The sequence below is a fragment of the Pandoraea communis genome (assembly GCF_902459745.1).
In the GTDB taxonomy this organism is placed as follows: Bacteria; Pseudomonadota; Gammaproteobacteria; order Burkholderiales; family Burkholderiaceae; genus Pandoraea; species Pandoraea communis.
Genome location: NZ_CABPSJ010000001.1, coordinates 176921 through 203754, shown reverse-complemented (window position 1 = coordinate 203754; position 26834 = coordinate 176921). Strand labels below are relative to the sequence as shown.

Below are 26834 nucleotides of genomic sequence, written 5' to 3'. Positions count from 1 at the left end.
AGACCAGAACGATGTTCCAGTTCCTGAAAAACAAGCTGTTGTTGGGCGTAGTGGCCGGCGTATTGGCGGTCGGCATGACGATCGCGGATGCCGATGCCAAACGCGTTGGCGGCGGCCGGAGCATCGGCAAGCAGTCCAACACCGTGACGCAACGCCAGCAAACGCCGCAACAACCGACGCAAGCCGCGCCGGGCACAGCGCCGCAGCAAGCCGCGCCGGCTGCCGCAGGTGCGGGGGCCGCAGGGGCAGCCGCCGCCAAGCCGGCCAATCGCTGGCTCGGCCCGATCGCCGGTCTGGCCGCTGGCCTCGGTATCGCGGCGCTGCTGTCGCACTTCGGTATGGGCGGGGCCTTCGCGAGCATGATGGCCAACGTCATCATCATTGCGCTGATCGCTTTCGCCGCCATGTGGCTGATCCGTCGTTTCCGCGGCAATAAGTCGCAGTCGCAGACGCCGGCCTATGCCGGCGCAGGCAACGATGCGTCGAACAACTCCCTGCGTCAGTCGTGGGACAGCCAGCAGCAACCGTCGTCGCAACCGGCGCCGTTGGCTCAGCCGTCGCTGTCGGCTGTGCCGGCTGCCGGTGCTGCCACTGCTGCCGCCGCTGCCCCGTTCGGGGTGCCGGCAGGCTTCGACGTTGAGGGCTTCCTGCGTAGTGCCAAGGTGTACTTCAATCGTCTGCAAGCCGCATGGGACAAGGGCGATCAGGCCGATATCAACGAGTTCACCACGCCGCAGATGTTCGCGGAAATCAAGATGGACCTCGAAGAGCGCGGCAAGTCGACCAACCGTACGGACGTCGTGCAACTCGACGCCGAACTGCTCGGCATCGAGCAAACGGCCGCCGAGTACATGGCAAGCGTCCGCTTCTCGGGCCTGATCCGCGAAGCCGAAGGCGCAGCGGCCGAGCCGTTCAACGAGGTGTGGAACCTGACCAAGCCGGTCGCCGGCAGCGGTGGCTGGGTGCTCGCCGGAATTCAGCAGCTCTAAGCCTCGCGCCGTTTTTGCCGTAACCTGCCTTACAATGAGAGCCCGCGTTTGAAGCGCGGGCTCTTTTGTTTTTGCCGTCCGCAATGCATCGTCGGGCGGCGTCTTTCGGTACGACCGGTGTTCAGTCCGGCCGGCCGCCAAGCTCATGACCGTCGCCGCCAAAGCCTTTGCCGCCACCGTGAACCACCTGCTTGCCCGCGAACCGTGGGCGCGCGAGCGCTTGCGCCATCATATCGGCGCGTCTGCCCGGCTCGCGATGTCGGCTATCGACCTGCGTCTTCGTGTGGGTGACGACGGCTACCTCGCCGCCGCCGAGGCCGACCTGCCCTGCGACGTCAGCATCTCGGTGCCACCGTCGGCGCTCGCCGATTTCGCGGGGGGCGGTCAGGCCGCCGTCATGCGTCACGTCAAGATCGAAGGCGATGCCGAGTTTGCCAACACCGTGTCGTATCTTGCCCAGCACCTGCGCTGGGAGGTGGCGGAAGACTTGAGCAAGGTCATCGGCGACGCTGCCGCCCATCGGGTGACGCAGACCGGCAAGGCCGCCGTGGCCACCGCGCGCCGCACCGGCGACACGCTGGCACGATCGCTCGCGGATTACCTCGTGGAAGAGAATCCGTTGCTCGTGGCGCGTGGGCGCCTCGACGCGATACGCAACGATATCGGCACATTGCGCGACGACCTCGCGCGTCTGGAGAAACGCATCGAAAAGCTCGAACGCCAGAAGGGCGTGCGCAACAACGCGCCCGCCCCGGCATCCCGCACTCAGGGAGGCCGCTGACCGATGCGTCTTCTGCGCCTGATCAAGATCTTTTTCGTCTGCTATCGATACGGGCTCGATGAGCTGGTGCTCTCGAGCATTCCCCATCCCTTCGCGCGCGGGGTGTTGCGCGTGCTGTCGTTCGGACGCAGCGGGCTGAAAGCCCCGCGCGGCGAACGCCTGCGCCTCGCCCTCGAATCGCTGGGCCCGATCTTCGTGAAGTTCGGACAGGTGCTCTCGACGCGTCGCGATCTGATGCCGCCCGACATTGCGCAGGAGCTGGCCCGACTGCAGGATCAGGTGCCGCCGTTCGATCCCGAGGTGGCGCGCGCCGCCATCGAGAAGTCGCTGGGGCACCCGCTCGAAGAGGTGTTCGTGGAGTTCGAGCGCACGCCGGTTGCGAGCGCGTCGATTGCGCAGGTGCACTTCGCACGCATTCGTCACGGCGAACATGCGGGCAAGGAAGTCGCCGTCAAGGTGCTGCGCCCGAACATGCTCGGCGTGATCGACAGCGATCTGGCCCTCATGCGCGATCTGGCGGGCTGGGTGGAGCGCCTGTGGCCGGATGGCAAGCGTCTGAAGCCGCGCGAGGTGGTCGCCGAATTCGACAAATATTTGCATGACGAACTCGATCTGATGCGCGAAGCCGCCAACGCAGCGCAGCTTCGCCGCAATTTCCTCGACTCGGGCATGTTGATGGTGCCCGAGATCTACTGGGAGTTCAGCTCCAGCTTCGTTCTCGTGATGGAACGGATGCACGGGGTGCCGATTAGCCAGATCGAAGTGCTGCGCGAGGCGGGTGTCGATCTGAAGAAGCTCGCACGCGAGGGCGTCGAGATTTTCTTTACGCAGTTCCTGCGCGACGGCTTTTTCCACGCCGATATGCACCCAGGCAACATTCTTGTCAGCCTCGACCCCGCAACGTTCGGCCGTTACATCGCGCTTGATTGCGGCATCGTCGGCGCGCTGTCCGAATTCGACAAGAATTATCTGGCCCAGAACTTCCTCGCGTTCTTCCGTCGCGACTACCACCGGGTGGCTTCGCTGCACCTCGAGTCGGGCTGGGTGCCGCAGGATACGCGCGTCGAAGAGCTGGAAGGGGCCATTCGCGCAGTCTGCGAACCGTACTTCGACCGGCCGCTCAAGGAAATTTCGCTGGGGCTGGTGCTCATGCGTCTGTTCCAGACGTCGCGCCGGTTCAATGTCGAGATTCAGCCGCAACTCGTGCTGCTGCAAAAGACGCTGCTCAATATCGAAGGACTCGGTCGTCAGCTCGATCCGGATCTGGATCTGTGGAAGACGGCCAAGCCGTTCCTCGAGCGCTGGATGGCCGAGCAGATCGGCCCGCGCGGCTGGCTCGAACGCCTGAAGACCGAGGTGCCGCAGTGGAGCAAGACGATGCCGCAACTGCCGCGTCTCATTCATCAGGCGCTGGCGGCCCATGCACGTCCGCAAGACGACACGCTGCTGCTTGCGCTGCTGCAGGAGCAACGCCGCACCAACCGGCTGCTGACGGGCGCGTTCTGTCTGGTGGGCGGGCTCGCCATCGGCGTGTTGGCGGCCTTCGCCTGGCTCTATAGCTGATTCTCGAACAGGAGCCGACGGTGCCCTTCGCTCGGAAGATATCTGCCATGCCCGCCGCACCTCGCGGCGATGACCGCCCGGAAGCGGGCGGGGCACCCGTGCCATCAACGGCGCCGTCGACGGCATCCGTGCCATCCGCACCCTCTTTTTCCCACCGCGATCCGTCGCGTGCGGAATTCTGGGATGAACGCTTCGCAAACGCGTTCATGCCGTGGGATGCCGCCGGTGTGCCGCAGGCGCTGCGCGATTTCGTGGCGGCAGAGAGCGCACCGCGCGCCACGCTGATTCCAGGCTGCGGCGCGGCGTACGAAGCGGCGTGGCTCGACGCACAAGGCTGGCCTGTGCGGGCCATCGATTTCTCTCCGGTCGCCGTCGAATCGGCGCAAGCCCAACTGGGGCCGCGTGCATCGCTTGTCGAGCAGGCCGATTTCTTCACCTACACCCCACCGTTCGCGCTCGACCTGATCTACGAGCGGGCGTTTCTCTGCGCCTTGCCTCGCACACTTTGGCAGGACTATGCCCGCCGCATGGCGCAACTGCTGCCGCAAGGGGCGCGTCTGGCCGGATTCTTTTTCCTCAAAGAGACGGTAAAAGGCCCGCCGTTCGGCATCGCGCCCGACGCGCTTGACACCCTGCTGGCCCAGGACTTCGTCTGCGAGACGAATCGGCAGGTCGACGACTCGGTGCCGGTCTTCGCCGGGGCCGAGCACTGGATGGTCTGGCGCCGCCGCTGAGCCGCAACCTGCTGTTGCGGCGAACTGACCGCAGCCAAGCGTTGATGCCAACTGCCGGTAAGTCGCCCCAGACATTGGGCATTTCCCGATATTTGCCATGATCCGCGGGGGGAATTGTGATTTTTTCCCCGCACGTCTTTCGCGCCGCTATAATCGGCCGGAAATTTTTTCGCCAGGTGGCAAAACGGGCGCCCCCGAGTGCTGAATCGCATCAGCCCCGTCATGCTCGACCTGATTTTCTGTTGCCCGGAAGGCTGCGGCCCAAGGCTCGGTATCGTTAGCTCGCGCGGCGGCTTCATGCGGCCGGATCATGCCCGCAGCTGACGCCGCTCTGCCAAGACCGTCGCCCTGGGGCTTGGCTGGGGCCGCGTTATGCTGATCTGGTTTGTCATTCTGTATTGGGTCATTTCGGTGGCCATCGGGCTGTTGGCCGCCCTCAAGGTCCGCAATACCAAGGATTTCACCGTCGCCGGCCGCCGTCTGCCCTACGGCATGGTCGTTGCCGTCGTGTTCGCCACGTGGTTCGGCTCGGAAGCGGTGCTCGGCATCCCCGCCACCTTCCTCGGAGAAGGCCTGCGCGGCGTGGTCTCCGATCCGTTCGGGTCGTCGATGTGTCTGGTTCTCGTGGGCATGTTCTTTGCCCGCAAGCTGTATCGCATGAACCTGATGACGATCGGCGACTTCTACAAGCTCAAGTACAACCGCACGGTCGAACTCGTGACCAGCATCGCCATCGTGATCTCGTACCTCGGCTGGGTCGGTGCGCAGATCAAGGCGTTGGGCCTCGTGTTCCATACCGTGTCGGGCGGTGCGATGTCGGAGCCGACGGGCATGATCATCGGCGCGATCTCGGTGCTGGCCTACACGCTGCTCGGCGGCATGATCTCGGTGGCGGTGACCGACTTCATCCAGATGATCATCATCGTCGTCGGCCTCATGTACATCGCCGTGGTCGTCTCGGGTATGGTGCCGGGCGGGGCGAGCGCCGTGATCGCGCACGCCTCGGAGGCCGGCAAGTTCGTGTTTCTGCCTGAGATGAATCCTGCGGACGTATTGGCGTTCATTGCGGCCGGTGTGACCATGATGTTCGGATCGATTCCGCAGCAGGACGTGTTCCAGCGTGTCATGTCGTCCAAGTCGGAGAACATCGCGGTGTCCGGCTCGGTGACGGGCGGCGTGCTGTATTTCTTCTTCACCTTCATCCCGATCTTCCTCGCCTACTCGGCGCTGCTGATTGCCCCGTCGATGGTGCAGAAATACATCGGTACCGATCCGCAACAGATTTTGCCGCAGTTGGTGCTTACTAGTGTGCCGATCGTCGCCCAGGTGATGTTCTTCGGTGCACTGCTCTCGGCGATCAAGAGCTGCGCGTCGGCCACGCTGCTGGCGCCGTCGGTGACGTTTGCCGAGAACGTCGTTCGCCCGATGCTCAAGGGCCGTATCGACGACAGGCACTTGCTGCGCCTCATGCGTATCGTCGTGCTGTGCTTCACGGCGCTCGTGCTGGTGTATGCGCTGAATTCGAAGGCATCGATCTTCCAGATGGTCGAAAGCGCGTACAAGGTCACGCTCGTGTGCTGCTTCGTGCCCCTGGCCTTCGGTCTGTACTGGAAGCGTTCGAGTTCGCTGGGCGGCACGCTGGCCGTCTTCTTCGGGCTGATCGTGTGGATCGCCTGCGAAGCGATGGCGCCCGACGCGCTGGTGCCGCCGCAACTGGCCGGTTTGCTGGCGTCGATCACCGGTATGGTGCTCGGTTCGCTCCTGCAACCCGCGTCGGCGCGCGATCAGCCGCCGGAGCAGCAGATTTCGACGATCTGACGGCGTGCGACGGCAGGTGGTGTGCCCGCTACGCCAAGTGCGGGCACGCTGCCGTCTTGATCTTGCGCGGCTGTGGCCCCATATATCTCCGACAAATCCCGAAAGCCTTGTGAAGCGGTTATAATTCAAGGCTTTGCGCGCCTTTTTCCGTCGGAAGAATCATGCCTATCTACGCTTATCGTTGCGAAACATGCGGTTTCGCCAAGGATGTGCTGCAAAAAATGAGCGATGAACCGCTCTCCCAATGCCCGGAATGCGGCAAGGACACGTTTCGCAAGCAGGTGACTGCGGCCGGGTTCCAGCTCAAGGGGTCGGGATGGTATGTGACTGACTTCCGCGGTGGTTCGGGCGGCACGAGTGCCCCGGCTGCCGGGGCATCGTCGTCCGCAGCGGCACCGGCAGCATCGTCGGGCGAGAGCGCGTCGTCGGCATCGTCGTCCGGCGGCGAGTCGTCCGGCACCCCGTCGGCAAGCTGTGGCGGCGGTTGCGCCTGCCACTGAACGAGACAAACGAGACAAGACACTGCACGCCGAGCCTGGCGGCCTGGCGTGCAATAGTACCGAAGCCGCCCCGGGCGCCTCTGGCGTCTGGCGCTGTGAAACCCTGCTGATACCCCGTAGCCGCCAATATTCGCGAGTCCTGCCATGAGCGTTAAGAAACCCGCGCTGAAGACGATTTTCCTCACCGGCCTGCTGGTGCTGGTGCCTCTCGCCATCACGCTGTGGGTACTGGGTCTGATCATCGGTACGATGGATCAGACCTTGCTGCTGCTGCCGGACGAATGGCAGCCGTCGCGCCTCATCGGCATGCGCGTGCCGGGCTTCGGCGTGGTGGTCACGCTGGCGTTCGTTTTCGTCGTCGGTCTTCTGGCGCATAATTTCATCGGCCAGAAGCTGGTCGGCTGGTGGGAGGCCGTTCTGACGCGCATTCCCATCGTTGGACCGTTGTACGGCAGCGTCAAGCAGGTATCCGACACATTGCTCTCGAGCAACGGCAACGCGTTTCGCAAGGCGTTGCTCGTGCGTTATCCGCATTCGGATTCCTGGACCATCGCCTTCCTGACCGGCGCGCCGGGCGGCGATGTGGTCAATCACTTGCAGGGCGACTACGTGAGCGTCTATGTCCCGACGACACCGAACCCGACGTCAGGCTTCTTCCTGATGATGCGGGCGAGCGACGTCGTTGAACTCGACATGTCGGTCGACGCGGCCCTCAAGTACATCGTATCGATGGGCGTGGTGGCGCCCGCCCACAACCCGCGCCAGCAACGTCCCGGCCCGCTCCTTTGAGCCACCGGGAATCGCCGGCGCCATTTTTTGAAAATCGGAACAGCAAAATGTCCATGCGTACCTCCTACTGCGGTCTGGTGACCGAGCAACAACTGGGCCAAACGGTCAAGCTTTGTGGCTGGGTCAATCGCCGCCGTGATCACGGCGGGGTCATCTTCATCGACCTGCGTGATCGCGAGGGTCTGGTGCAGGTCGTGTGCGATCCGGACCGCGCGGAGATGTTCAAGGCCGCTGAAGGCCTGCGCAATGAGTTCTGCGTGCAGATCACGGGCCTGGTGCGCAGCCGTCCGGCCGGCACCGAGAACGCCAACCTGACGAGCGGCAAGATTGAAGTGCTGTGCCACGCGCTGGAAGTGCTCAACCCGTCGGTGACGCCCCCGTTCCAGCTCGACGACGAAAACCTGTCGGAAACCACGCGCCTCACGCATCGTGTGCTGGACCTGCGTCGTCCGCAGATGCAATACAACCTGCGCCTGCGCTACAAGGTGGCGATGGAAGTGCGCAAGTATCTGGACGCGCAAGGCTTCATCGACATCGAAACCCCGATGCTCACGAAGAGCACGCCGGAAGGCGCGCGCGACTATCTGGTGCCGTCGCGTGTGAACGCCGGCATGTTCTTCGCGCTGCCGCAGTCGCCGCAGCTCTTCAAGCAGTTGCTGATGGTGGCCGGCTTCGACCGCTACTACCAGATTACCAAGTGCTTCCGCGACGAAGACCTGCGCGCCGACCGTCAGCCGGAATTCACGCAGATCGACTGCGAAACCTCGTTCCTCTCGGAGCAGGAAATCCGCGATCTGTTCGAGAACATGATCCGCCACGTGTTCAAGGAAGCGATCAACGTGGATCTGGACGCCAAGGTGCCGGTCATGGAGTACTCGGAAGCGATGCGTCGCTTCGGCTCCGACAAGCCCGATCTGCGCGTGAAGCTCGAGTTCACCGAACTGACCGACGTGATGGCCGATGTGGACTTCAAGGTCTTCTCGGTGCCGGCCACGACCGAAGGCGGCCGTGTGGTCGCGCTGCGCGTGCCGGGCGGTGCGGAGATCTCGCGTAGCGAAATCGACGCTTACACCGAGTTCGTGAAGATCTACGGCGCGAAGGGTCTGGCGTGGATCAAGGTCAACGAAGTGGCCAAGGGCCGCGACGGTCTGCAAAGCCCGATCGTGAAGAACCTGCACGACGCCGCGCTCGCCTCGATTCTCGAGCGCACCGGCGCGCAAGACGGCGACATCATCTTCTTCGGTGCCGACAAGGAAAAGGTTGTCAACGACGGCATCGGCGCGCTGCGTCTGAAGATCGGTCACTCGGAATTCGGCAAGAGTCACGGCCTGTTCGAAGCCGGCTGGCGTCCGCTGTGGGTCGTCGACTTCCCGATGTTCGAGTACGACGAAGAAGATGCCCGCTGGGTCGCTTGCCATCACCCGTTCACGAGCCCGAAGGACGAGCACATCGACTATCTCGAGACCGATCCGGGCAAGTGCCTGGCGAAGGCCTACGACATGGTGCTGAACGGCTGGGAAATCGGTGGCGGTTCGGTCCGTATCTTCCAGGAAGACGTGCAGAGCAAAGTGTTCCGCGCGCTCAAGCTGGGTGAGGAAGAGGCCCGTGCGAAGTTCGGCTTCCTGCTCGACGCGCTCCAGTACGGCGCGCCCCCGCACGGCGGTATCGCCTTCGGCCTCGACCGCATCATCACGATGATGGCGGGCGCCGATTCGATCCGGGACGTGATCGCGTTCCCGAAGACGCAGCGTGCACAGGATCTGCTCACGCAGGCGCCGTCGCCGGTCGACGAGCGTCAACTGCGCGAACTGCACATCCGTCTGCGTCAGCCGGAAGCGCCGAAGGCCTGACGGCACCGGCAAACGCCGGTGTGCTGAACTCGAACCCCCTCGACCGAAAGGCGAGGGGGTTTTTGTCTTACGCCGTGCAGCGGCCTATTTCGGACTAATACGCGGCATTGCAGCAGCGAGACAGTGCCATTGCCCATTACAATGAGGCGCTCAAGCCGGTCTTCCGTCGCTGGTTTTCCGTCGTTCATGAGTCGATTTCACGCTACCGCCGCCTGCATGAAGCCCTTCAAGATTCCCGAATCCGTGCTTGTCGTGATTTATACGCCGGCGCTCGACGTCCTGCTCATCGAGCGTGCCGACGCCGAAAATTTCTGGCAGTCCGTCACCGGCAGCAAGGATCGGCTTGATGAGCCGCTGGTCGAGACGGCTGCGCGCGAGGTGTTCGAAGAGACCGGCATCCGCGTGGCAGACGGGACGACAGTACCCACGACTGCCCTGACCGACTGGCAGCACGAGATTCAGTACAACATCTATCCGCGCTGGGCGCATCGCTACGCGCCGGGTGTCACGCGCAACACCGAGCACTGGTTCGGTTTGTGCGTGCCGGAGAACACGGCCGTGACGCTCGCGCCGCGCGAGCACGTCGCCTACGCCTGGTTGCCATGGGAAGAGGCTGCCGCACGCTGTTTTTCACCCTCGAACGGCGATGCCATCCGGCAGTTGCCGTTGCGCGTGCGCTAGCCGCAGCGTCGCGCACCGATGAGCAAGTATCTTCCGTTCTCTCACAACAATGATCTGACGCTGCTCTACCTCGGCCAGAACTACTTCACGGCGCTTGTCGCGGCGATCGACGGCGCCACTCGCGAAGTCGCCCTCGAGACTTACATCTTCGAGGCGGACGAGGCCGGGGCGAACGTCTCGGCTGCACTGCAACGGGCGGCACAACGTGGGGTCGAGGTGCGCGTTATCACCGATGGCCTCGGTACCAGCCAGCGCCTGGCATTATTCGCCGACTGGCGTGAGAGCGGGATGGCGCATCGCATCTACAATCCGCGTCTGTTCGGCAAGTTCGGTTTCTCGCGTACGCACCGCAAACTCGCCATCATCGATCACGAGGTGGCTTTCGTCGGTGGCATCAACATCATCGACGACTTCAACGGCGGGGGCGGCACACGCATGAGCGATCCGCGTTGGGACTTCGCCGTGCAATGCCGGGGACCCATCGTTGCCGAGATCGCCATTGCATTTCATATTCAGTGGCAGCGTCTCGCCCCAGGGTATCTGGGCACGCCGTTTCGTCACCGGCGCCGCGGGCAACGCGGACGACTGCATGCGCCGTATGCCGGTCAGGCCGCCTTCGTAGCGCGTGACAATCTGCACAATCGCCGCGCGGTCGAAAGGGCCTATCTGATGGCACTGGGGCACGCTCGTCATGAAGTCTGGCTTGCGAATCCCTACTTCGTGCCCGGCCGGCGGCTGCGGCGCGCACTGACACAGGCGGCCAGGCGAGGTGTGGCGGTGCATCTGCTGATTGGTCGCAAGGAGTTCCGTCTGCTCGACACGGCGGTGCCATGGCTTTACGCCAAGTTGCTCGACGCCGGCGTTCGCATCGGCGAGTACGACATGCGCCAACTGCATGGCAAGGTGGCCGTGGTCGACGATGTCTGGGCAACGGTCGGCTCGTCGAATCTGGACGCCTTGTCCCTGTTCGTGAATCACGAAGCCAATGTGGTCGTGCTCGACGACCCGGTGGTCATCGAGCTGCGCGACCATATCCGCCAGGCCTTCGCCGAGGCGCGTCTCATCGACCCCCACCGCTATGGCGGCCGCTCCCGCTGGCGGCGCTTGCGCCAATGGGCGGCCTACCGCCTCTACCGTCTCGTGATGAAGGTTCTCACGCGCGGCAGGTACGACTGACCCACGACTGACGACCAACCCGCAGCCGGCGGCTTTCCGCCTGCCTGCCATGCCTGCCGGCCCTTGTGCAGTCAAGGCCGAAGCCCCTCCCGGCAACGAAACCGATTAGGTATTCCGATCTAATAAATTCCTTGTTCGCCCATGAGCGTCCCCCAATAATAGGACGGCCGTTCGATTTTTTGGTTAGCATCGGGGAACGGATAACGATAGCGATGCCATACACATGCGAAAGGGTGAACAGACACGTGCCGCAATCCTGAATGCCGCGCTGGAGCTGGCGGGGCGGGACGGACTCGAGGGACTGACGATCGGCTTGCTGGCCGATCGTATGCAAATGAGCAAGAGCGGCGTCTTCGCGCACTTCGGTTCACGCGAAGACTTGCAGATCGAAGTGCTGATGGAATACCACAGGCGCTTCGAGGAAGAGGTGTTCGCTCCCAGCATGGAAGCGCCGCGCGGCCTGCCGCGACTCAGAGTGCTCATGGATCGCTGGATAGACAAGCGCATTCGGGAAGTGACGACGGGCTGCATTTATATCAGCGGTGCCGTCGAGTACGACGATCGCGCGGCCAGCCCGGTGCGAGAAGCCTTGGTGAAGAGCGTGCGGTTGTGGCGATCTGCCCTGCTGCGCGCTATCACGCAAGCGAAGGAGGAGGGACATCTGCGTGCGGACACCGATCCGCGCCTGATGCTTTTTGAAATGTACAGCCTGACACTCGGCCTGCATCACGACGCGCGTTTCCTTCGGGAGCCCGGCGCCGTCGACATGACCCGGGTGGCACTGGAAAAACTGATTTCGTCATATCAGCGCGGGTGAGGCGCGAGCCGTCCGCGATTCAATTCGATTTGTTCGGAGGAGTAGGTCATGGGACAGTACAACGCGCCCCTGCGCGACATGCAATTCGTCATGCACGAACTGCTGGGCGTGGAAAACGAATTGAAGGCATTGCCGAAGCACGCGGACATCGATGCCGACACCATCAATCAGGTGCTGGAAGAAGCCGGCAAGTTCTGTAGCGAAGTGGTCTTCCCGCTGAATCAAGTGGGCGATCGCGAGGGCTGCAAGTACGCGGGCGACGGTGTCGTCACCACGCCCACCGGTTTCAAGCAGGCCTATCGCCAATACATCGATGCCGGCTGGCCGGCACTGGCGTGCGATCCCGAGTTTGGCGGGCAAGGCCTGCCGCAGGTCATCAACAATGCCCTGTATGAAATGCTCAACTCGGCCAACCAGGCGTGGACGATGTATCCCGGCCTGTCGCATGGCGCCTACGAGTGCCTGCACGCCCATGGCACTCCCGAACAGCAAGCCACCTATCTGCCCAAGATCGTCTCCGGTGAGTGGACCGGCACGATGTGCCTGACCGAGCCGCACTGCGGCACCGATCTGGGCATGCTGCGCACGAAGGCCGAGCCCAACGGCGACGGCTCGTATGCCATTTCCGGCACGAAGATCTTCATCTCTGCCGGCGAGCATGACATGGCCGCCAACATCATTCACCTTGTGCTGGCACGTCTGCCGGATGCGCCGCCGGGAACGAAGGGCATTTCGCTGTTCGTCGTGCCGAAGTTCATCCCCGACGCGAATGGCGCACCGGGCGAGCGCAACGGTATCAAGTGCGGCTCCATCGAGCACAAGATGGGCATTCACGGCAACGCCACCTGCGTGATGAACCTCGATGGCGCCCGTGGCTGGCTCGTCGGCGAGCCGAACAAGGGCCTGAACGCCATGTTCGTGATGATGAACGCTGCGCGTCAGGGCGTTGGCATGCAGGGTCTGGGGCTGACGGAAGTCGCTTATCAGAACTCGCTGGCGTATGCGAAGGAACGCATCCAGATGCGCTCGCTCACCGGCCCGAAGGCACCGGACAAGCCGGCCGATCCGATCATCGTGCATCCGGACGTGCGCCGCATGCTCCTCACGCAGAAGGCCTATGTGGAAGGTGGCCGCGCGTTCTCGTACTGGACCGCGCTGCACATCGACAAGGAACTGTCGCACGGCGACGAAGCCGAGCGTCGCGAGGCCGCCGATCTGGTCGCGCTGCTCACGCCCATCATCAAGGCGTTCCTGACCGACAACGCGTTCGAGTGCACGAACCATGCGTTGCAGATCTACGGCGGCCACGGCTATATCGCCGAGTGGGGCATGGAACAGTACGTGCGCGACGCGCGTATCAACATGATCTACGAAGGCACCAACTCGATTCAGGCGCTCGATTTGCTGGGCCGCAAGGTGCTTGGCGACATGGGCGCGAAGCTCAAGAAGTTCGGCAAGCTCGTGCAGGACTTCGTGGAAGCCGAAGGCGTGAAGGAAGAGATGCAGGAGTTCGTCAACCCGCTCGCGGACATCGGCGACAAGGTCCAGAAGCTGACGATGGAAATCGGCATGAAGGCGATGGCCAACCCGGACGAAGTCGGTGCGGCAGCCGTGCCGTATCAACGCGTGGTCGGTCATCTCGTGTTCGCCTACTTCTGGGCGCGCATGGCACGTATCGCGCTCGACAAGCAAGGCAGCGGCGACAAGTTCTACGAGTCGAAGCTCGCCACCGCGCGGTTCTACTTCGCCAAGCTGCTGCCGGAGACCGCGTATCACATCCGCGTAGCTCGCGCTGGCGCGAAGACGCAAATGGAAGTCGACGTCGACCTGTTCTGAGAGCGGAGGAGATTACCGTGAGTCAAACCAACAAACCCCTGATCGTACGCAAGGTCGCCGTGCTCGGCGCCGGCGTGATGGGCGCGCAGATCGCCGCGCACCTCGTCAACGCGAAAGTGCCCGTTGTCCTGTTCGATCTGCCGGCCAAGGAAGGCCCGAAGAACGGCATTGTCACGCGCGCCATCGACGGTCTGAAGAAGCTGAGCCCCGCGCCGTTTGCCGACAAGGCCGACGCGCAATACATCGAAACGGCGAACTACGAGGACGACCTCGAGAAGCTCGCCGGCTGCGACGTCGTGATCGAAGCGATCGCCGAGCGCATGGACTGGAAGCACGACCTGTACAAGAAGGTCTCGCCGCATCTGGCCAAGCATGCGATCTTCGCGTCGAACACGTCGGGCCTGTCGATCACCGAACTCTCCGAGGGCTTCGACGCCGACCTGAAGTCGCGCTTCTGCGGCGTGCACTTTTTCAACCCGCCGCGCTATATGCATCTGGTCGAGTTGATTCCGACCGCGACCACCGAGCCGGTAATTCTCGATCAACTCGAAACGTTCCTCACGTCCACGCTCGGCAAGGGCGTGGTGCGCGCGAAGGACACGCCGAACTTCATCGCCAACCGCGTGGGGGTGTTCTCGATTCTGGCGGTGTTCGCCGAAGCGCAGAAGTATGGCATTCCGTTCGACGTCGTCGACGACCTGACCGGCAGCAAGCTCGGCCGCGCCAAGTCGGCCACGTTCCGCACGGCCGATGTGGTCGGTCTGGACACGATGGCGCACGTCATCAAGACGATGCAGGACGGCCTGAAGGACGACCCGTTCGCCCCGACGTACGCCACGCCGCCCGTGCTCAGGGCACTCGTGGAGAAGGGGGCACTGGGTCAGAAGACGGGCGCCGGTTTCTACAAGAAGGAAGGCAAGGTCATCAAGGTGCTCGACCCGCAATCGGGTGAGTACGTCGAGTCGGGCAAGAAGGCCGACGAGATGGTCGTGCGCATTCTGAAGAAGGCCCCGGCCGAGCGTCTGCGTCTGCTGCGCGAGTCGACCAACCCGCAAGCCCAGTTCCTGTGGGCCGTGTTCCGCGACGTGTTCCACTACATCGGCGTGTATCTTGAGCAGATTGCCGACAACGCACGTGAAGTGGACTTCGCGATTCGTTGGGGCTTCGGCTGGAGCACCGGTCCGTTCGAGGACTGGCAGGCCGCAGGGTGGAAGGATATCGCGCAGTGGGTGCAGGAAGACATCGACGCAGGCCGCGCGCTGTCGAGTGCACCGCTGCCCAAGTGGGTGACGAGCGGCAAGGTCGCCGAGGCGGGCGGTGTGCACACCGCTGACGGCTCGTATGCGCCGGCCAAGGACGCCTTCGTGCCGCGCAGCACGCTGCCGGTGTATCGGCGTCAGGTGTTTCCGGCATCGCTCGTGGGCGACGCCAGCGCCGACCCGCGCAAGTTCGGCAAGACCATCGAAGAGAACGACGCCGTGCGCCTGTGGGTCGACGAGACCCCTGGTCAGGACGACGTGCTCATCGTCTCGTTCAAGTCGAAGATGAATACCATCGGGCCGGACGTCATTGACGGCCTGATCCGCGCCATCGATCTGGCCGAGCAGCAATATCGCGCCGTGGTCGTGTGGCAGCCGACGTCGCTGCAACTCGGCGCGCCGGGCGGTCCGTTCTCGGCCGGTGCCGATCTGGCGGCCGCCATGCCGGCCTTCATGATGGGCGGTGCGAAGGGGATCGAACCCTTCATCAAGAAATTCCAGGACGGCATGATGCGCGTGAAATATGCGCAGGTGCCGGTCGTCTCGGCGGTCTCCGGCATTGCGCTGGGCGGCGGATGCGAACTGCTGCTGCATAGCGCCAAGCGCGTGGCGGCACTCGAGAGCTACATCGGTCTCGTGGAAGTCGGCGTGGGCCTCGTGCCGGCCGGCGGCGGCCTGAAGGAAGCCGCGATTCGCGCGGCCGACGCCGCGAACGCCGCGAGCAGCGTGCAGTATCTCCAGTTCGTGACGAAATCGTTCACCAACGCGGCCATGGCGAAGGTCTCGGGCTCGGCGCTCGATGCCCGCGACATGGGCTACCTGAAGCCGACGGACACCATCGTCTACAACGTGCACGAACTGCTGTCGGTCGCCCGCAATGAGGCGCGCGCGCTGGCGGTGGCCGGGTATCGTCCGCCGCTCAAGCCGGCCGGCATCCCGGTGGCAGGCCGCTCGGGTGTCTCGACGATCAAGGCGCAACTCGTGAACATGCGTGACGGCAACTTCATTTCGGCACACGACTTCCTGATCGCCTCGCGCATTGCCGAAGCCGTGTGCGGCGGCGACGTGGAAGCCGGCAGCCTCGTGAACGAAGAATGGCTGTTGACGCTCGAGCGTCGCGCCTTCATCGAACTGCTGGGCACGTCGAAGACCCAGGAACGCATCATGGGCATGCTGCAATCCGGCAAGCCGGTGCGCAACTAAGCCGATCGGAGACTGACATGAGCAAACAACTGCAAGACGCCTACATCGTTGCCGCCACGCGTGCGCCGATCGGCAAGGCACCCAAGGGCAGCTACAAGAACACCCGTCCCGACGATCTGCTCGCGACCATCCTCAAGAGCACGCTCGCGCAGGTGCCGGATCTCGATCCGAAGGTGATCGAAGACGCGATCATCGGCTGCGCCATTCCCGAAGCCCAGCAAGGTCTGAACGTGGCACGCATCGGCGCGCTGCTCTCGGGCCTGCCGAACACGGTGGGCGGCGTGACCGTCAACCGCTTCTGCGCCTCGGGCCTGACAGCGCTCGCCATGGCCGCCGACCGCATCCGTGTGGGCGAAGCCGACGCGATGTTCGCCGGCGGCGTGGAAAGCATGAGCATGGTGCCGATGATGGGCAACACGCCGTCGCTTTCGCCGTCGATCTTCGAGCGCGACGAGAACGTGGGCATTGCCTACGGCATGGGGCTGACGGCCGAGAAGGTAGCGCAGCAGTGGGGTGTGACGCGCGATGCGCAGGACGCCTTCGCGCTGGCCTCGCATCAGAAGGCGATCAAGGCGCAACAGGCCGGTGAGTTCACCAACGAGATCACACCGATCGAGATCGTCGAACGATTCCCGAACCTGGCAACGGGCGAATTGTCCATCAAGACGCGCACGCTCTCGCTCGATGAAGGTCCGCGTCCGGATACGTCGATCGAAGGGCTGGGCAAGCTGCGTCCGGTGTTCGCGAACAAGGGCTCGGTCACGGCCGGCAATAGCTCGCAGACGTCGGACGGTGCCGGTGCGCTGCTCGTCGTGAGCGAGAAGATTCTCAAGCAGTTCAACCTCACGCCGCTCGCCCGTTTTGTCTCGTTCGCCGTGCGCGGTGTGCCGCCGGAGATCATGGGCATCGGTCCGAAGGAAGCCATCCCGGCCGCGCTGCGTGCCGCAGGGCTCACGCAAGACCAGATGGACTGGATCGAACTGAACGAGGCGTTCGCGGCGCAAGCTCTGGCCGTCATCAAGGATCTGGATCTCGATACCAGCAAGGTCAACCCGATGGGTGGCGCGATTGCGCTGGGTCACCCGCTGGGCGCGACCGGTGCGATTCGTGCGGCAACCGTGGTGCACGCGCTGCGCCGTCACAACCTGAAGTACGGCATGGTGACGATGTGCGTGGGTACCGGCATGGGCGCTGCGGGGATTCTGGAGCGTATGTAAATAGGTAAGCGCAGACGGCGCCGGCCGTCGGCCGGACGTCGACAGACGTCCGGTAGATTGGCCGGCGACGGTGCAGGGCGCCGGGGTGCGGGTTCGCGAATGCGGGGCCGCCCCCGGCGTTGTCATCTACAGCGGGCGATGATCCGGTGCCCCCGGATTCGCGGAAAACCCGAGGAGACACAAGAGATGGAAGACGTATTGGTGCAGCGTCAGGGCGCCGTGCAGGTGCTGACTTTCAACCGCGTACACAAGAAGAACGCGATTACCGCCGAGATGTATCAGGCCATCGCCGAGGGTATTGCCGAAGCGGAGGCCGACCCCTCGCTGCGCGTGATCCTGATTCAGGGGCAGCCGGAGGCCTTTTCGGCGGGCAACGATCTCGAGGATTTCCTGAAGCATCCGCCGAAGGACGACGATGCACCGGTGTTCCAGTTCCTGCGCGCGATCAGTCAGGCGACCAAGCCGATCGTCGCGGCCGTGTCGGGCAACGCGGTCGGCGTCGGCACGACACTGCTGCTGCACTGCGACGTGGTGTATGCGGCCGATACGGCGCGCTTCTCGCTGCCATTCGCGCAACTGGCACTGTGCCCGGAGGCGGCGTCGAGCTGGCTGCTGCCGCGCGTGGCGGGTTACCAGCGTGCGGCCGAGAAGTTGCTCTTCGGTGAGCCGTTCGACGTGAACGAGGCGGTGGCGATGGGGTTCGTCAATCGCATCGTGCCGGCGGCCGAACTGGCGGAGTACGCCGCGAAGCGCGCAGCGCAACTGGCTGCCATGCCTGCGGGATCGCTGCGCGCGACCAAGCAGTTGATGAAGGGCGACAGCGCACACGACGTGCAGGAGCGTATTCGCGACGAAGCGCTGGAGTTCGGCAAGCGGCTGGTGTCGCCCGAAGCGCGCGAAGCCTTCACCGCATTTTTCGAGAAACGTAAGCCGGATTTCGGCCAGTTCTCGTAATACAGACCACCGTCGCCGGACGTCCCGGCGGGCGGGCAGAAACACGAACGCCGCATGCCCCGGTTCGCGAGGCGGCGGCGTTTGTCGTTCGAGGGTCGCTCAGATCAGCGTTTCGAGTTCGGGCAACGGCCGCGGGCGGCGGTTTTCGTCAGTCGCCACGTAGGTCACCATCGCTTCGGTGACTTTGACGATCTCGTGCGACAGGCGCATACGCTGCGCATACGCCTCGACGTAGACGGTAATCGACGTGTGGCCTGTCTTCACGATCGTGGCGTAGAAGCTCAGCAGATCTCCGACGAACACCGGCTCCTTGAACAGGAACGAGTTGACGGCGATGGTCGCCACGCGGCCGTTGGCACGCTGCGCGGCGGGGATCGAGCCGGCAATGTCGACCTGCGACATGATCCAGCCGCCGAACACGTCGCCATGGGCATTGGCGTCGGCGGGCATCGGCAGCACGCGTAGCGCCAGTTCTTTTTCTTCAGGCAGGGCCGTGAGGGCAGGGGTTGGGGTGCTCATGAGATTCCTTGCTTGAGCCGGAAAAGCCGGAAACCGCGGGGACGACGGGCATTGGCAGGCGCCACCGGTCATTCCGTGGCCCTTGACTGGCGGGAGGGCCGCCCGGCGTCGGCTCAGCATGAGACGCCGGGTTCTGCGAAAATACGCCATTGACGATTTTAGCGGAAAGCCCTCTCGCGAGCCGGACGCCGCCCCAACCCCATCATGAGACGTTTCACTCCGGCCGAGCCTGCGCCGGCGGCCTCCGGCGCTCCCAAGCCTTCTCGCGGCGACTGGCAAGTCATCAAGTCGCTGTTTCCCTATCTGCTCGAATTCCGTGGGCGCGTTACGCTGGCCCTGTCGTGCCTCGTTCTGGCCAAGGTGGCGAACCTCGGTGTGCCCATCATCATGAAGCACATCGTCGACGCGCTCGGCCCGGTGACGGCGCTCTCGGCCACGGCCCGCGCGACGGGCGACGCGAGTCTGATCGTCGTGGGCAGCCTTGGGCTGCTGGTCATCGCGTACGGGATCGTGCGTCTGTCTACGTCGCTCTTCACCGAGTTGCGGGAAATGCTGTTCTCGAAGGTGACCGAGAGCGCGGTGCGGCAAATCGCGCTCAAGGTGTTCCGGCACCTGCATGCGCTGTCGCTGCGCTTTCACCTGGAGCGTCAGACGGGCGGCATGAGCCGCGATATCGAGCGCGGCACGCGAGGCATCCAGTCGATGATCTCGTATTCGCTCTACAGCATTCTGCCGACGCTCATCGAAGTGGCGCTCGTGCTGGGCTTCTTCGTGGTGCGCTACGACGCCTTCTACGCCATCGTCACGCTCATCGCGCTCGCGTTCTACATCGTGTTCACGGTGAAGGTCACGGAGTGGCGCACGCACTTTCGCCGCACGATGAACGAACTCGACTCGAAGGCCAATGCCCGTGCCATCGATTCGCTGATCAACTACGAGACGGTGAAGTATTTCGGTAACGAAGCGTTCGAGACGCAGCGTTACGACGAGAACCTCAAGCGCTATCGTGCCGCGGCGATTCGATCGCAGAACTCGCTGTCGGTGTTGAATTTCGGGCAGCAGGTCATCATCGCGGGCGGGCTTATCCTGATTCTCTGGCACGCCACGCAGGGTGTGATGAGCGGACGCATGACGCTTGGCGATCTGGTGCTCGTCAACACGTTCATGTTGCAGCTCTACATTCCGCTGAACTTTCTCGGCGTCATCTATCGCGAACTCAAGCAGGCGATGACGGACATGGATCGCATGTTTACGCTGCTCGATGTCAATCGTGAAGTGGCCGATCCGCCGGGGGCACAGCCGCTCGTCTGCCGTGGCAGCACGGTGCGTTTCGAGCACGTGAATTTCGGCTATGAACCGTCGCGTCAGATTCTGCACGACGTCGATTTCACGGTGGCGGCAGGGACGACCACGGCGGTTGTCGGACACAGTGGCTCGGGCAAATCGACGCTCTCCCGGCTGTTGTTCCGCTTCTATGACGTTGGCTTCCCCGGCGTGCCGGCGGGACGCATCACTATCGACGCCCAGGATATTCGCGACGTGACGCAGGATTCGTTGCGCGCGGCCATTGGTATCGTGCCGCAGGATACGGTGTTGTTCAACGACACCATCTACTACAACATCGCCTACGGCAATCCGTCGGCATCGCGCGAACAGGTTATCGCGGCGGCCCGTGCGGCGCACATCCACGACTTTATCGAGAGCCTGCCGGCCGGTTACGAGTCGATGGTCGGTGAGCGCGGCCTCAAGCTCTCCGGGGGCGAGAAGCAACGTGTGGCGATTGCCCGCACCATCCTCAAGAACCCGCACATCCTGATTTTCGACGAAGCGACCTCGGCGCTGGATTCGCGCTCGGAGCAGGCGATTCAGTCGGAGTTGCGCAACATCGCCCGCGAGCGCACAACGCTCGTCGTCGCGCACCGGCTCTCGACGGTCGTGCATGCGGCGCAGATCATCGTGCTCGACAAGGGGCGCATCGTCGAGCGCGGTACGCACGACGAGTTGCTGCGTGCCGAAGGGCTCTACGCGCAGATGTGGGCGTTGCAGCAGCAACGTCGCGGCGGGGAAGGGGATGCCGAGGCGTCGCACTTCGCGACGGTGGTGTCCTGAACCCTGGCGGGGCAAGCGAGGGCGAGCGGGACGATGGCATGACGCGTGATGATGGGCGCAGGCCTGTCATCCGGGCGGGCGATTGAGTAGACTAGCGCGCTGACATTGCCGACGCGGGAGCACCGCATGGAAATCAAATGGCTCGAGGACTTCGTGTCGCTCGCCAAGACGAACAGTTTCAGCCGTTCGGCCGAGTTGCGCCATGTGACGCAGCCGGCGTTCTCGCGCCGCATTCAGTCGCTCGAGGCGTGGCTCGGCAGCGAACTCATCGACCGTTCCAGCTACCCGACGCGGCTCACTCCGGCCGGCGAGGTGTTCTACGAGCAGGCGCTTGCGCTGCTCTCTCAGGCACAGGAAGCCCGCGCCCTGCTGCGCGAACAGCGCTCGGCCGATCATTCGGTGCTCGATTTCGCCGTGCCGCATACGCTGTCGATGACGTTCTTCCCGCGCTGGCTCAAGGCGCTGGAAAAGCGCATGGGCCTGCTGCGCAGCCGTCTGCGCGCGCTCAATGTGCACGACGCCGCCATGTCGCTCACCGACGGCGGCTGCGATCTGCTCATGTGCTACTACCACCCGAGCCAGCCGCTGCAACTCGACGCGGCACGCTACGAGATGATCGTGCTCGGCAGCGAACGCTTCAGCCCCTACAGTGCGCCGACGGCGCAAAAGCGCGCACGGTTCAGGCTGCCCGGCACACCGGACGCTCCGGTGCCTTATCTGGCCTACACGTCGAATGCCTACCTCGGACGAATGGCCGATCTGCTTGCCGGGGATGCATCGAGTCAGCCATATCTGGACAAGGTGTATGAGACGGATATGGCAGAGGCGCTCAAGGCGATGGTGCTGGCCGGGCACGGTGTGGCCTTTCTTCCGGAAAGCGCGGTGATCGATTCGGTCGCACGTGACGAACTGATCGATCTCGCGCCCCCAGGCAAGGCGGCCGCGCCGTGGCACCTGGATATGGAGATTCGCCTGTATCGCGACCGCCTCGCCTATACCGACGCCAGCAACCGGCGCGAGCGCGCCAAGCGCGATGTGGTGGAGGCGTTCTGGCAGGCCGTGCGCGATCAGGTCAAAGGCTGACGCCGCGTCGGCGCGGCATTCTCCGCGCAGAGGACATTTCCCCTCCTTGCCGGGGAGAGACCCGTCCCAAAATCGGGGCTCGCCGGCGCGTGGGTGTTCGAGGGTTTTCGCAGGCTTTCGCGTGGCATAACGGCGAAATAGCCATCAAGTCGCCACTAAGTCGAAACTATGCACAAAACGCATAGATACATGTTTATTCGGCATTGGATTGTTCTTCGCGGTTCTTTGTAAAGTGCCAGCCATTCGTGCCGTGCGTGCGGCACTGAATGATCAAGCCGGAGAATCCAACGATGTCGCAAACGTCACATGTCTTGCCCTCTTACCTCGACGCCGAGCACCTCGGTCCGTGGGGTAACTACCTCCAACAGGTGGATCGCGTTACGCCCTATCTGGGCCCGCTCTCGCGCTGGGTCGAAACCCTCAAGCGTCCGAAACGTATCCTGATCGTCGATTGCCCGATCGAACTCGATAACGGCACCATCGCCCATTTCGAGGGCTATCGTGTCCAGCACAACACCTCGCGCGGTCCCGGCAAGGGCGGCGTGCGCTTTCACCAGGACGTCACCCTCTCCGAAGTCATGGCCCTGTCGGCCTGGATGTCGGTCAAGAACGCCGCCGTGAACGTGCCGTACGGCGGCGCCAAGGGCGGTATCCGTGTCGATCCGCGCCAGCTCTCGCGCGGCGAACTTGAGCGCCTGACGCGTCGTTACACCAGCGAAATCAACATCATCATCGGGCCGACGAAGGACATTCCGGCGCCGGACGTCAACACCAATGAGCAGATCATGGCGTGGATGATGGACACCTACTCGATGAACGAGGGTTCCACGGCCACGGGGGTTGTGACCGGCAAGCCGATTTCGCTGGGCGGCTCGCTGGGCCGTCGCGAAGCGACCGGCCGCGGCGTGTTCGTGGTGAGCTGCGAAGCGGCCCGCCGTCTGGGCATGGACGTGCGCGGTGCGCGCGTGATCGTGCAGGGCTTCGGCAATGTGGGCGGTATCGCCGCCCGCCTGTTCCACGAAGCTGGCGCCCATGTCATCGGCGTGCAAGATCACACCGGCACGATCTACAAGTCGGACGGCCTCGATGTGACGAATCTGCTCAAGCATGTGGCCGAGACCGGCGGCGTGGGCGGTTTCCCGGCAGCCGAGACCATCAAGGACGACGAATTCTGGTCGCTCGACTGTGAATTCCTGATCCCGGCGGCGCTGGAAAACCAGATTACCGAGAAAAACGCCGACAAGATCCGCGCGAAGGTCGTGGTCGAAGGCGCCAACGGCCCGACGACGACGGCAGCCGACGACATTCTGCGCAGCAAGAACATTCTTGTCGTGCCGGACGTCGTAGCCAACGCCGGCGGCGTGACGGTCTCGTACTTCGAGTGGGTGCAGGACTTCTCGAGCTTCTTCTGGACCGAGGAAGAGATCAACCACCGTCTGGAGCGCATCATGCGCGAAGCGTTCGATGGGGTGTGGAACGTGGCGCAGGAACATAAGGTTTCGCTGCGTACCGCCGCATTCATCGTCGCGTGTACCCGTATTCTGCAAGCCCGTGAGATGCGCGGCCTGTACCCCTGATACGAGGGGGCTGTCGAGCTAAGTAGTAATACGCATTAATGCGTGAAAACAGAATGTTCGGGGCGATTTACGTCAAAAAAGACGTCCGTTCCGAACATTCGAGAATAAAAAAATGGGCAATTGCAGTGCTAAAATGCATTCGTTTTGTGCCAAGGAGACCAAGGAATGACCCTCTCGAAAATTGCGTTGGCGATGTGCTGCGTGGGCCTGATGGCAGGTGCTGCTCAGGCGCAGGAAAGCGGTACCCTCAAAAAAATCAAGGACACAGGCATTATCTCGCTGGGGAACCGCGAGTCGTCGATCCCGTTCTCGTTCTATGACAACAACCACAACGTCGTCGGCTATGCCAACGATGTGGCCATGGCGATCGTCGCCGAAGTCAAGAAAGAACTGAAGTTGCCGAAGCTGGAAGCCAAGCAGACCCCGATCACGTCGCAGAACCGCATTCCGCTGGTTCAAAATGGCACGATCGACATCGAGTGCGGTTCGACCACGAACAACGCTGATCGTCAGAAGCAGGCTGCGTTCTCGAACACGTTCTTCATCATCGGCACGCGTCTGCTGGCGAAGAACAGCTCGGGCATCAAGGACTTCGCCGACCTCAAGGGCAAGAACGTCGTGACCACGGCGGGTACGACCTCCGAGCGTCTGCTGCGCGAGATGAATCAGAAAGAAAACATGGGCATGAACATCATCAGCGCGAAGGACCATGGCGAAGCAGCAATCACGCTGCATTCGGGCCGTGCCGTCGCATTCATGATGGATGACGCCCTGCTCGCCGGTGAGCGTGCCAAGTTCAAGGACGCCAAGGACTACAGCATTGTCGGCAAGCCGCAATCGTACGAAGCCTACGGCTGCATGATGCGCAAGGACGATCCGGCCTTCAAGAAGCTGGTGGACAAGGCTGTCGGTGACTACCAGAAGTCGGGCCAGGCGCAAAAGGACTACGCCAAGTGGTTCCAGCAACCGATTCCGGCACTGGGTGGCGTGAACATGGACTTCCCGCCGTCGGCTGAAATGGCCACCCTGTGGAAAGCGCCGAACGACAATGCTGACGTTCAAGGTGCCAAGTAAGCCTCGCCGGCTTGATGGAACGCTGAGCACCGTCAGTGCGTAAGCCCGAAGCGGAAGGAGTCAATCCTTCCGCTTCTTTTTAAGCAAGACAAGTAGAAAAGGGGAGATCATGGCTCTCGGTCTCGATTTCAGTTTTTTCTTCCAGCCGGTAGCTACCGGTGAGGGCACGACCTACTTCGGGTGGTTGCTCTCGGGCTTCAAGCTCACGCTTGCGGTCGGCCTTGGCGGCTGGATCATTGCGCTAATCGTGGGCTCCGTGCTCGGCGTGATGCGTACCATTCCCAACAAATGGATTTCCGGCTTCGCGGCAGGTTACGTGGAGCTATTCCGGAATATCCCGCTGCTCGTGCAGTTGTTCTTCTGGTATTACGTAGCGCCCGACTTCCTGCCCGAAGGCGTTCGCCAATGGCTGTTCTCGCTCAATCCGGCGAATGTCTCGCTGCTCACCGGGGTGATCGGCCTGGGGCTCTTTACGGCGGCCCGGGTATGTGAACAGGTGCGCTCAGGTATCAATTCGCTGCCCAAGGGCCAGAAAAATGCCGGTCTGGCCATGGGGCTCACGCTGCCGCAGACGTACCGCTTCGTGCTGCTGCCGGTGGCCTTCCGTGTGGTGATTCCGCCAATTACCTCGGAATTCGTCAACATCTTCAAGAACTCGGCCGTGATCTCGACCGTGAACCTGCTCGAACTGACAGGTCAGGGCAAACAGCTCATCGATTACACGGCGCATAGCTACGAGTCGTTCATCGCGGTGACGCTCGCGTACATGCTTATCAACATCGTCGTGCTCACGTTCATGCGTTGGCTCGAATCGAAGACCCGCCTGCCGGGCTACATCGGGGGCAAATAATGGGTGAAATCTTCGCTTGGGGCGGCGCCGTCGATGCGATGCCGCTGCTCGTCAAGGGCATGATCACCACGCTGCAGGTCACGGGTCTTGCGGTGTTCGTGGGTATCGTCTGGGGCACACTGCTCGCGATGATGCGCCTGTCCGGCGTGACGGCGCTGAAGTGGTTTGCGGATCTGTATGTAAACGTGTTCCGCTCGATCCCGCTGCTGATGGTGCTGCTGTGGTTCTTCCTGATCGTGCCGCAGGTGCTGCGGACGTTGCTCGACGTGCCGCCCACGTGGGACATCCGGATGGTCTCCGCGCTCGTCGCTTTTTCGCTGTTCGAAGCGGCGTATTATTCGGAAATTATCCGCGCGGGTATCCAGAGCGTGTCGCGCGGGCAGTTGTCCGCCGCCTTCGCGCTGGGCATGTCGTACTGGCAGGCGATGGGTCTCGTGGTGCTGCCGCAGGCGTTCCGCAACATGGTGCCTTTGCTGCTCACGCAGGGCATTATTCTGTTTCAGGATACGTCGCTTGTATATGCGATCGCTTTGTCCGATTTCTTCGGCATGGCGTATCAGGTGGGCCAGCGTGACGGCACGCTGCCTGCGATGATTGTGTTTGCCGGAACGGTCTACTTCGTGATCTGCTTCTCGGTTTCGATGTTGGTTAAACGTCTTCAAAAGAGGTTGGCGAAATGATTACCCTTAAAAAAGTCTCCAAGTGGTATGGCCAGTTCCAGGTGCTTACGGACTGCTCCACTGAAGTCAAGAAGGGTGAAGTCGTGGTGGTGTGCGGCCCGTCGGGGTCGGGCAAGTCCACGCTCATCAAGACCGTCAACGGTCTGGAGCCAATCCAGCAAGGCGAGATCATTGTCGACGGCACGTCGGTCGCCGACCCGAAGACGAATCTGGCCAAGCTGCGCTCGCGCGTCGGCATGGTGTTCCAGCACTTCGAACTGTTCCCGCACCTGTCGATCACCGAAAACCTGACGCTCGCGCAGATCAAGGTGCTCGGCCGCAGCAAGGACGCCGCTCGCGACAAGGGCCTGAAGCTGCTTGAGCGTGTAGGTCTGAAGGCGCATGCCCACAAGTTCCCGGGCCAGCTTTCGGGCGGTCAGCAACAGCGTGTGGCCATCGCCCGTGCCCTGTGCATGGACCCGATCGCCATGCTGTTCGACGAGCCGACCTCGGCACTCGACCCGGAAATGATTAACGAAGTGCTCGACGTGATGGTCGAACTCGCTCAGGAAGGCATGACCATGATGGTGGTCACGCACGAAATGGGCTTCGCCAAGAAGGTCGCGAACCGTGTGATCTTCATGGATCAGGGCATCATCGTCGAAGACGACAAGAAGGACGAGTTCTTCGCGAATCCGAAGTCTGACCGCGCCAAGGACTTCCTGGCCAAGATCCTGCACTGATTCCGGTCAGCCGCTGGAAAAAAGCGTGCCTTCGGGCACGCTTTTTTTATGGG

23 protein-coding genes are annotated in these 26834 nt (G+C 62.9%); 22 read left to right on the top strand and 1 reads right to left on the bottom strand.

The window, feature by feature from the left end:
• The first annotated feature begins 11 nt into the window (after positions 1-11).
• The 15 genes from PCO31110_RS01030 (at position 12) to PCO31110_RS00960 (ending at position 18167) form a co-directional block, all read left to right on the top strand.
• Complete coding sequence (locus PCO31110_RS01030; RefSeq protein WP_150689421.1) at positions 12-989, top strand: Tim44 domain-containing protein; 978 nt, start codon at positions 12-14, stop codon at positions 987-989.
• 145 nt (positions 990-1134) lie between these two features.
• On the top strand, positions 1135-1770 hold the full coding sequence (locus PCO31110_RS01025) for a ubiquinone biosynthesis accessory factor UbiJ (RefSeq protein WP_010805065.1): 636 nt from the start codon (positions 1135-1137) through the stop codon (positions 1768-1770).
• A 3-nt stretch (positions 1771-1773) separates the two neighbouring features.
• Positions 1774-3333: a ubiquinone biosynthesis regulatory protein kinase UbiB gene (gene ubiB, locus PCO31110_RS01020; RefSeq protein ID WP_010805066.1), complete on the top strand. Its 1560-nt coding sequence runs from the start codon at positions 1774-1776 to the stop codon at positions 3331-3333.
• A gap of 47 nt (positions 3334-3380) precedes the next feature.
• Positions 3381-4067, top strand: coding sequence for a methyltransferase domain-containing protein (locus PCO31110_RS01015; RefSeq protein WP_150689420.1), 687 nt, complete (start codon positions 3381-3383; stop codon positions 4065-4067).
• Positions 4068-4439: 372 nt separating this feature from the next.
• Positions 4440-5885 (top strand): high affinity choline transporter 1, encoded by a 1446-nt coding sequence (locus PCO31110_RS01010; RefSeq protein ID WP_150689419.1) that lies wholly within the window; start codon positions 4440-4442, stop codon positions 5883-5885.
• Positions 5886-6046: 161 nt separating this feature from the next.
• Positions 6047-6385, top strand: coding sequence for an FmdB family zinc ribbon protein (locus PCO31110_RS01005; RefSeq protein ID WP_010805069.1), 339 nt, complete (start codon positions 6047-6049; stop codon positions 6383-6385).
• A 144-nt stretch (positions 6386-6529) separates the two neighbouring features.
• Entirely contained in the window at positions 6530-7174 is a 645-nt protein-coding gene (locus tag PCO31110_RS01000) for a DUF502 domain-containing protein (RefSeq protein WP_150689418.1), read from the top strand.
• A gap of 47 nt (positions 7175-7221) precedes the next feature.
• Entirely contained in the window at positions 7222-9024 is a 1803-nt protein-coding gene (gene aspS / locus PCO31110_RS00995; RefSeq protein ID WP_010805071.1) for an aspartate--tRNA ligase, read from the top strand.
• Between the two features lie 186 nt (positions 9025-9210).
• Positions 9211-9705, top strand: a complete 495-nt coding sequence (gene nudB / locus PCO31110_RS00990; protein ID WP_370855798.1) for a dihydroneopterin triphosphate diphosphatase — start codon at positions 9211-9213, stop codon at positions 9703-9705.
• An 18-nt stretch (positions 9706-9723) separates the two neighbouring features.
• Positions 9724-10881, top strand: a complete 1158-nt coding sequence (clsB, locus tag PCO31110_RS00985) for a cardiolipin synthase ClsB (RefSeq protein ID WP_010805073.1) — start codon at positions 9724-9726, stop codon at positions 10879-10881.
• Positions 10882-11104: 223 nt separating this feature from the next.
• A complete protein-coding gene (locus PCO31110_RS00980) occupies positions 11105-11698 on the top strand; it encodes a TetR/AcrR family transcriptional regulator (RefSeq protein WP_010805074.1) in 594 nt (197 codons plus the stop codon).
• A 48-nt stretch (positions 11699-11746) separates the two neighbouring features.
• A complete protein-coding gene (locus PCO31110_RS00975) occupies positions 11747-13534 on the top strand; it encodes an acyl-CoA dehydrogenase C-terminal domain-containing protein (protein WP_010805075.1) in 1788 nt (595 codons plus the stop codon).
• A 17-nt stretch (positions 13535-13551) separates the two neighbouring features.
• Positions 13552-15996 carry a 3-hydroxyacyl-CoA dehydrogenase/enoyl-CoA hydratase family protein gene (locus tag PCO31110_RS00970; RefSeq protein WP_150689417.1) on the top strand — a complete coding sequence of 815 codons (2445 nt, stop codon included), beginning with the start codon at positions 13552-13554 and terminating at the stop codon, positions 15994-15996.
• A 17-nt stretch (positions 15997-16013) separates the two neighbouring features.
• Entirely contained in the window at positions 16014-17213 is a 1200-nt protein-coding gene (locus PCO31110_RS00965) for an acetyl-CoA C-acyltransferase (protein ID WP_150689416.1), read from the top strand.
• 186 nt (positions 17214-17399) lie between these two features.
• A complete protein-coding gene (locus PCO31110_RS00960; RefSeq protein ID WP_010805078.1) occupies positions 17400-18167 on the top strand; it encodes an enoyl-CoA hydratase in 768 nt (255 codons plus the stop codon).
• 99 nt (positions 18168-18266) lie between these two features.
• Here PCO31110_RS00960 and PCO31110_RS00955 read toward each other — a convergent pair whose 3' ends face one another.
• Positions 18267-18686 carry an acyl-CoA thioesterase gene (locus PCO31110_RS00955; protein WP_010805079.1) on the bottom strand — a complete coding sequence of 140 codons (420 nt, stop codon included), beginning with the start codon at positions 18684-18686 and terminating at the stop codon, positions 18267-18269.
• 204 nt (positions 18687-18890) lie between these two features.
• Between PCO31110_RS00955 and PCO31110_RS00950 the strand changes: the two genes are divergently transcribed.
• From PCO31110_RS00950 to PCO31110_RS00920, 7 genes are all read left to right on the top strand, one after another.
• The gene (locus PCO31110_RS00950) at positions 18891-20795 is read left to right on the top strand and encodes an ABCB family ABC transporter ATP-binding protein/permease (RefSeq protein ID WP_150689415.1); all 1905 of its coding nucleotides are present in this window, start codon (positions 18891-18893) and stop codon (positions 20793-20795) included.
• Between the two features lie 126 nt (positions 20796-20921).
• Positions 20922-21878 carry a LysR family transcriptional regulator gene (locus tag PCO31110_RS00945; protein ID WP_150689414.1) on the top strand — a complete coding sequence of 319 codons (957 nt, stop codon included), beginning with the start codon at positions 20922-20924 and terminating at the stop codon, positions 21876-21878.
• A 290-nt stretch (positions 21879-22168) separates the two neighbouring features.
• Positions 22169-23455, top strand: coding sequence for a Glu/Leu/Phe/Val family dehydrogenase (locus PCO31110_RS00940; RefSeq protein ID WP_010805082.1), 1287 nt, complete (start codon positions 22169-22171; stop codon positions 23453-23455).
• Positions 23456-23620: 165 nt separating this feature from the next.
• Positions 23621-24529, top strand: a complete 909-nt coding sequence (locus PCO31110_RS00935; RefSeq protein ID WP_010805083.1) for a glutamate/aspartate ABC transporter substrate-binding protein — start codon at positions 23621-23623, stop codon at positions 24527-24529.
• 109 nt (positions 24530-24638) lie between these two features.
• A complete protein-coding gene (locus PCO31110_RS00930) occupies positions 24639-25379 on the top strand; it encodes an amino acid ABC transporter permease (RefSeq protein WP_010805084.1) in 741 nt (246 codons plus the stop codon).
• Positions 25379-26059 (top strand): glutamate/aspartate ABC transporter permease GltK, encoded by a 681-nt coding sequence (gltK, locus tag PCO31110_RS00925; protein WP_010805085.1) that lies wholly within the window; start codon positions 25379-25381, stop codon positions 26057-26059. Before PCO31110_RS00930 ends, gltK begins: the two co-directional genes overlap by 1 nt.
• Positions 26056-26781, top strand: a complete 726-nt coding sequence (locus tag PCO31110_RS00920) for an amino acid ABC transporter ATP-binding protein (RefSeq protein WP_010805086.1) — start codon at positions 26056-26058, stop codon at positions 26779-26781. Before gltK ends, PCO31110_RS00920 begins: the two co-directional genes overlap by 4 nt.
• Positions 26782-26834 lie beyond the last annotated feature (53 nt).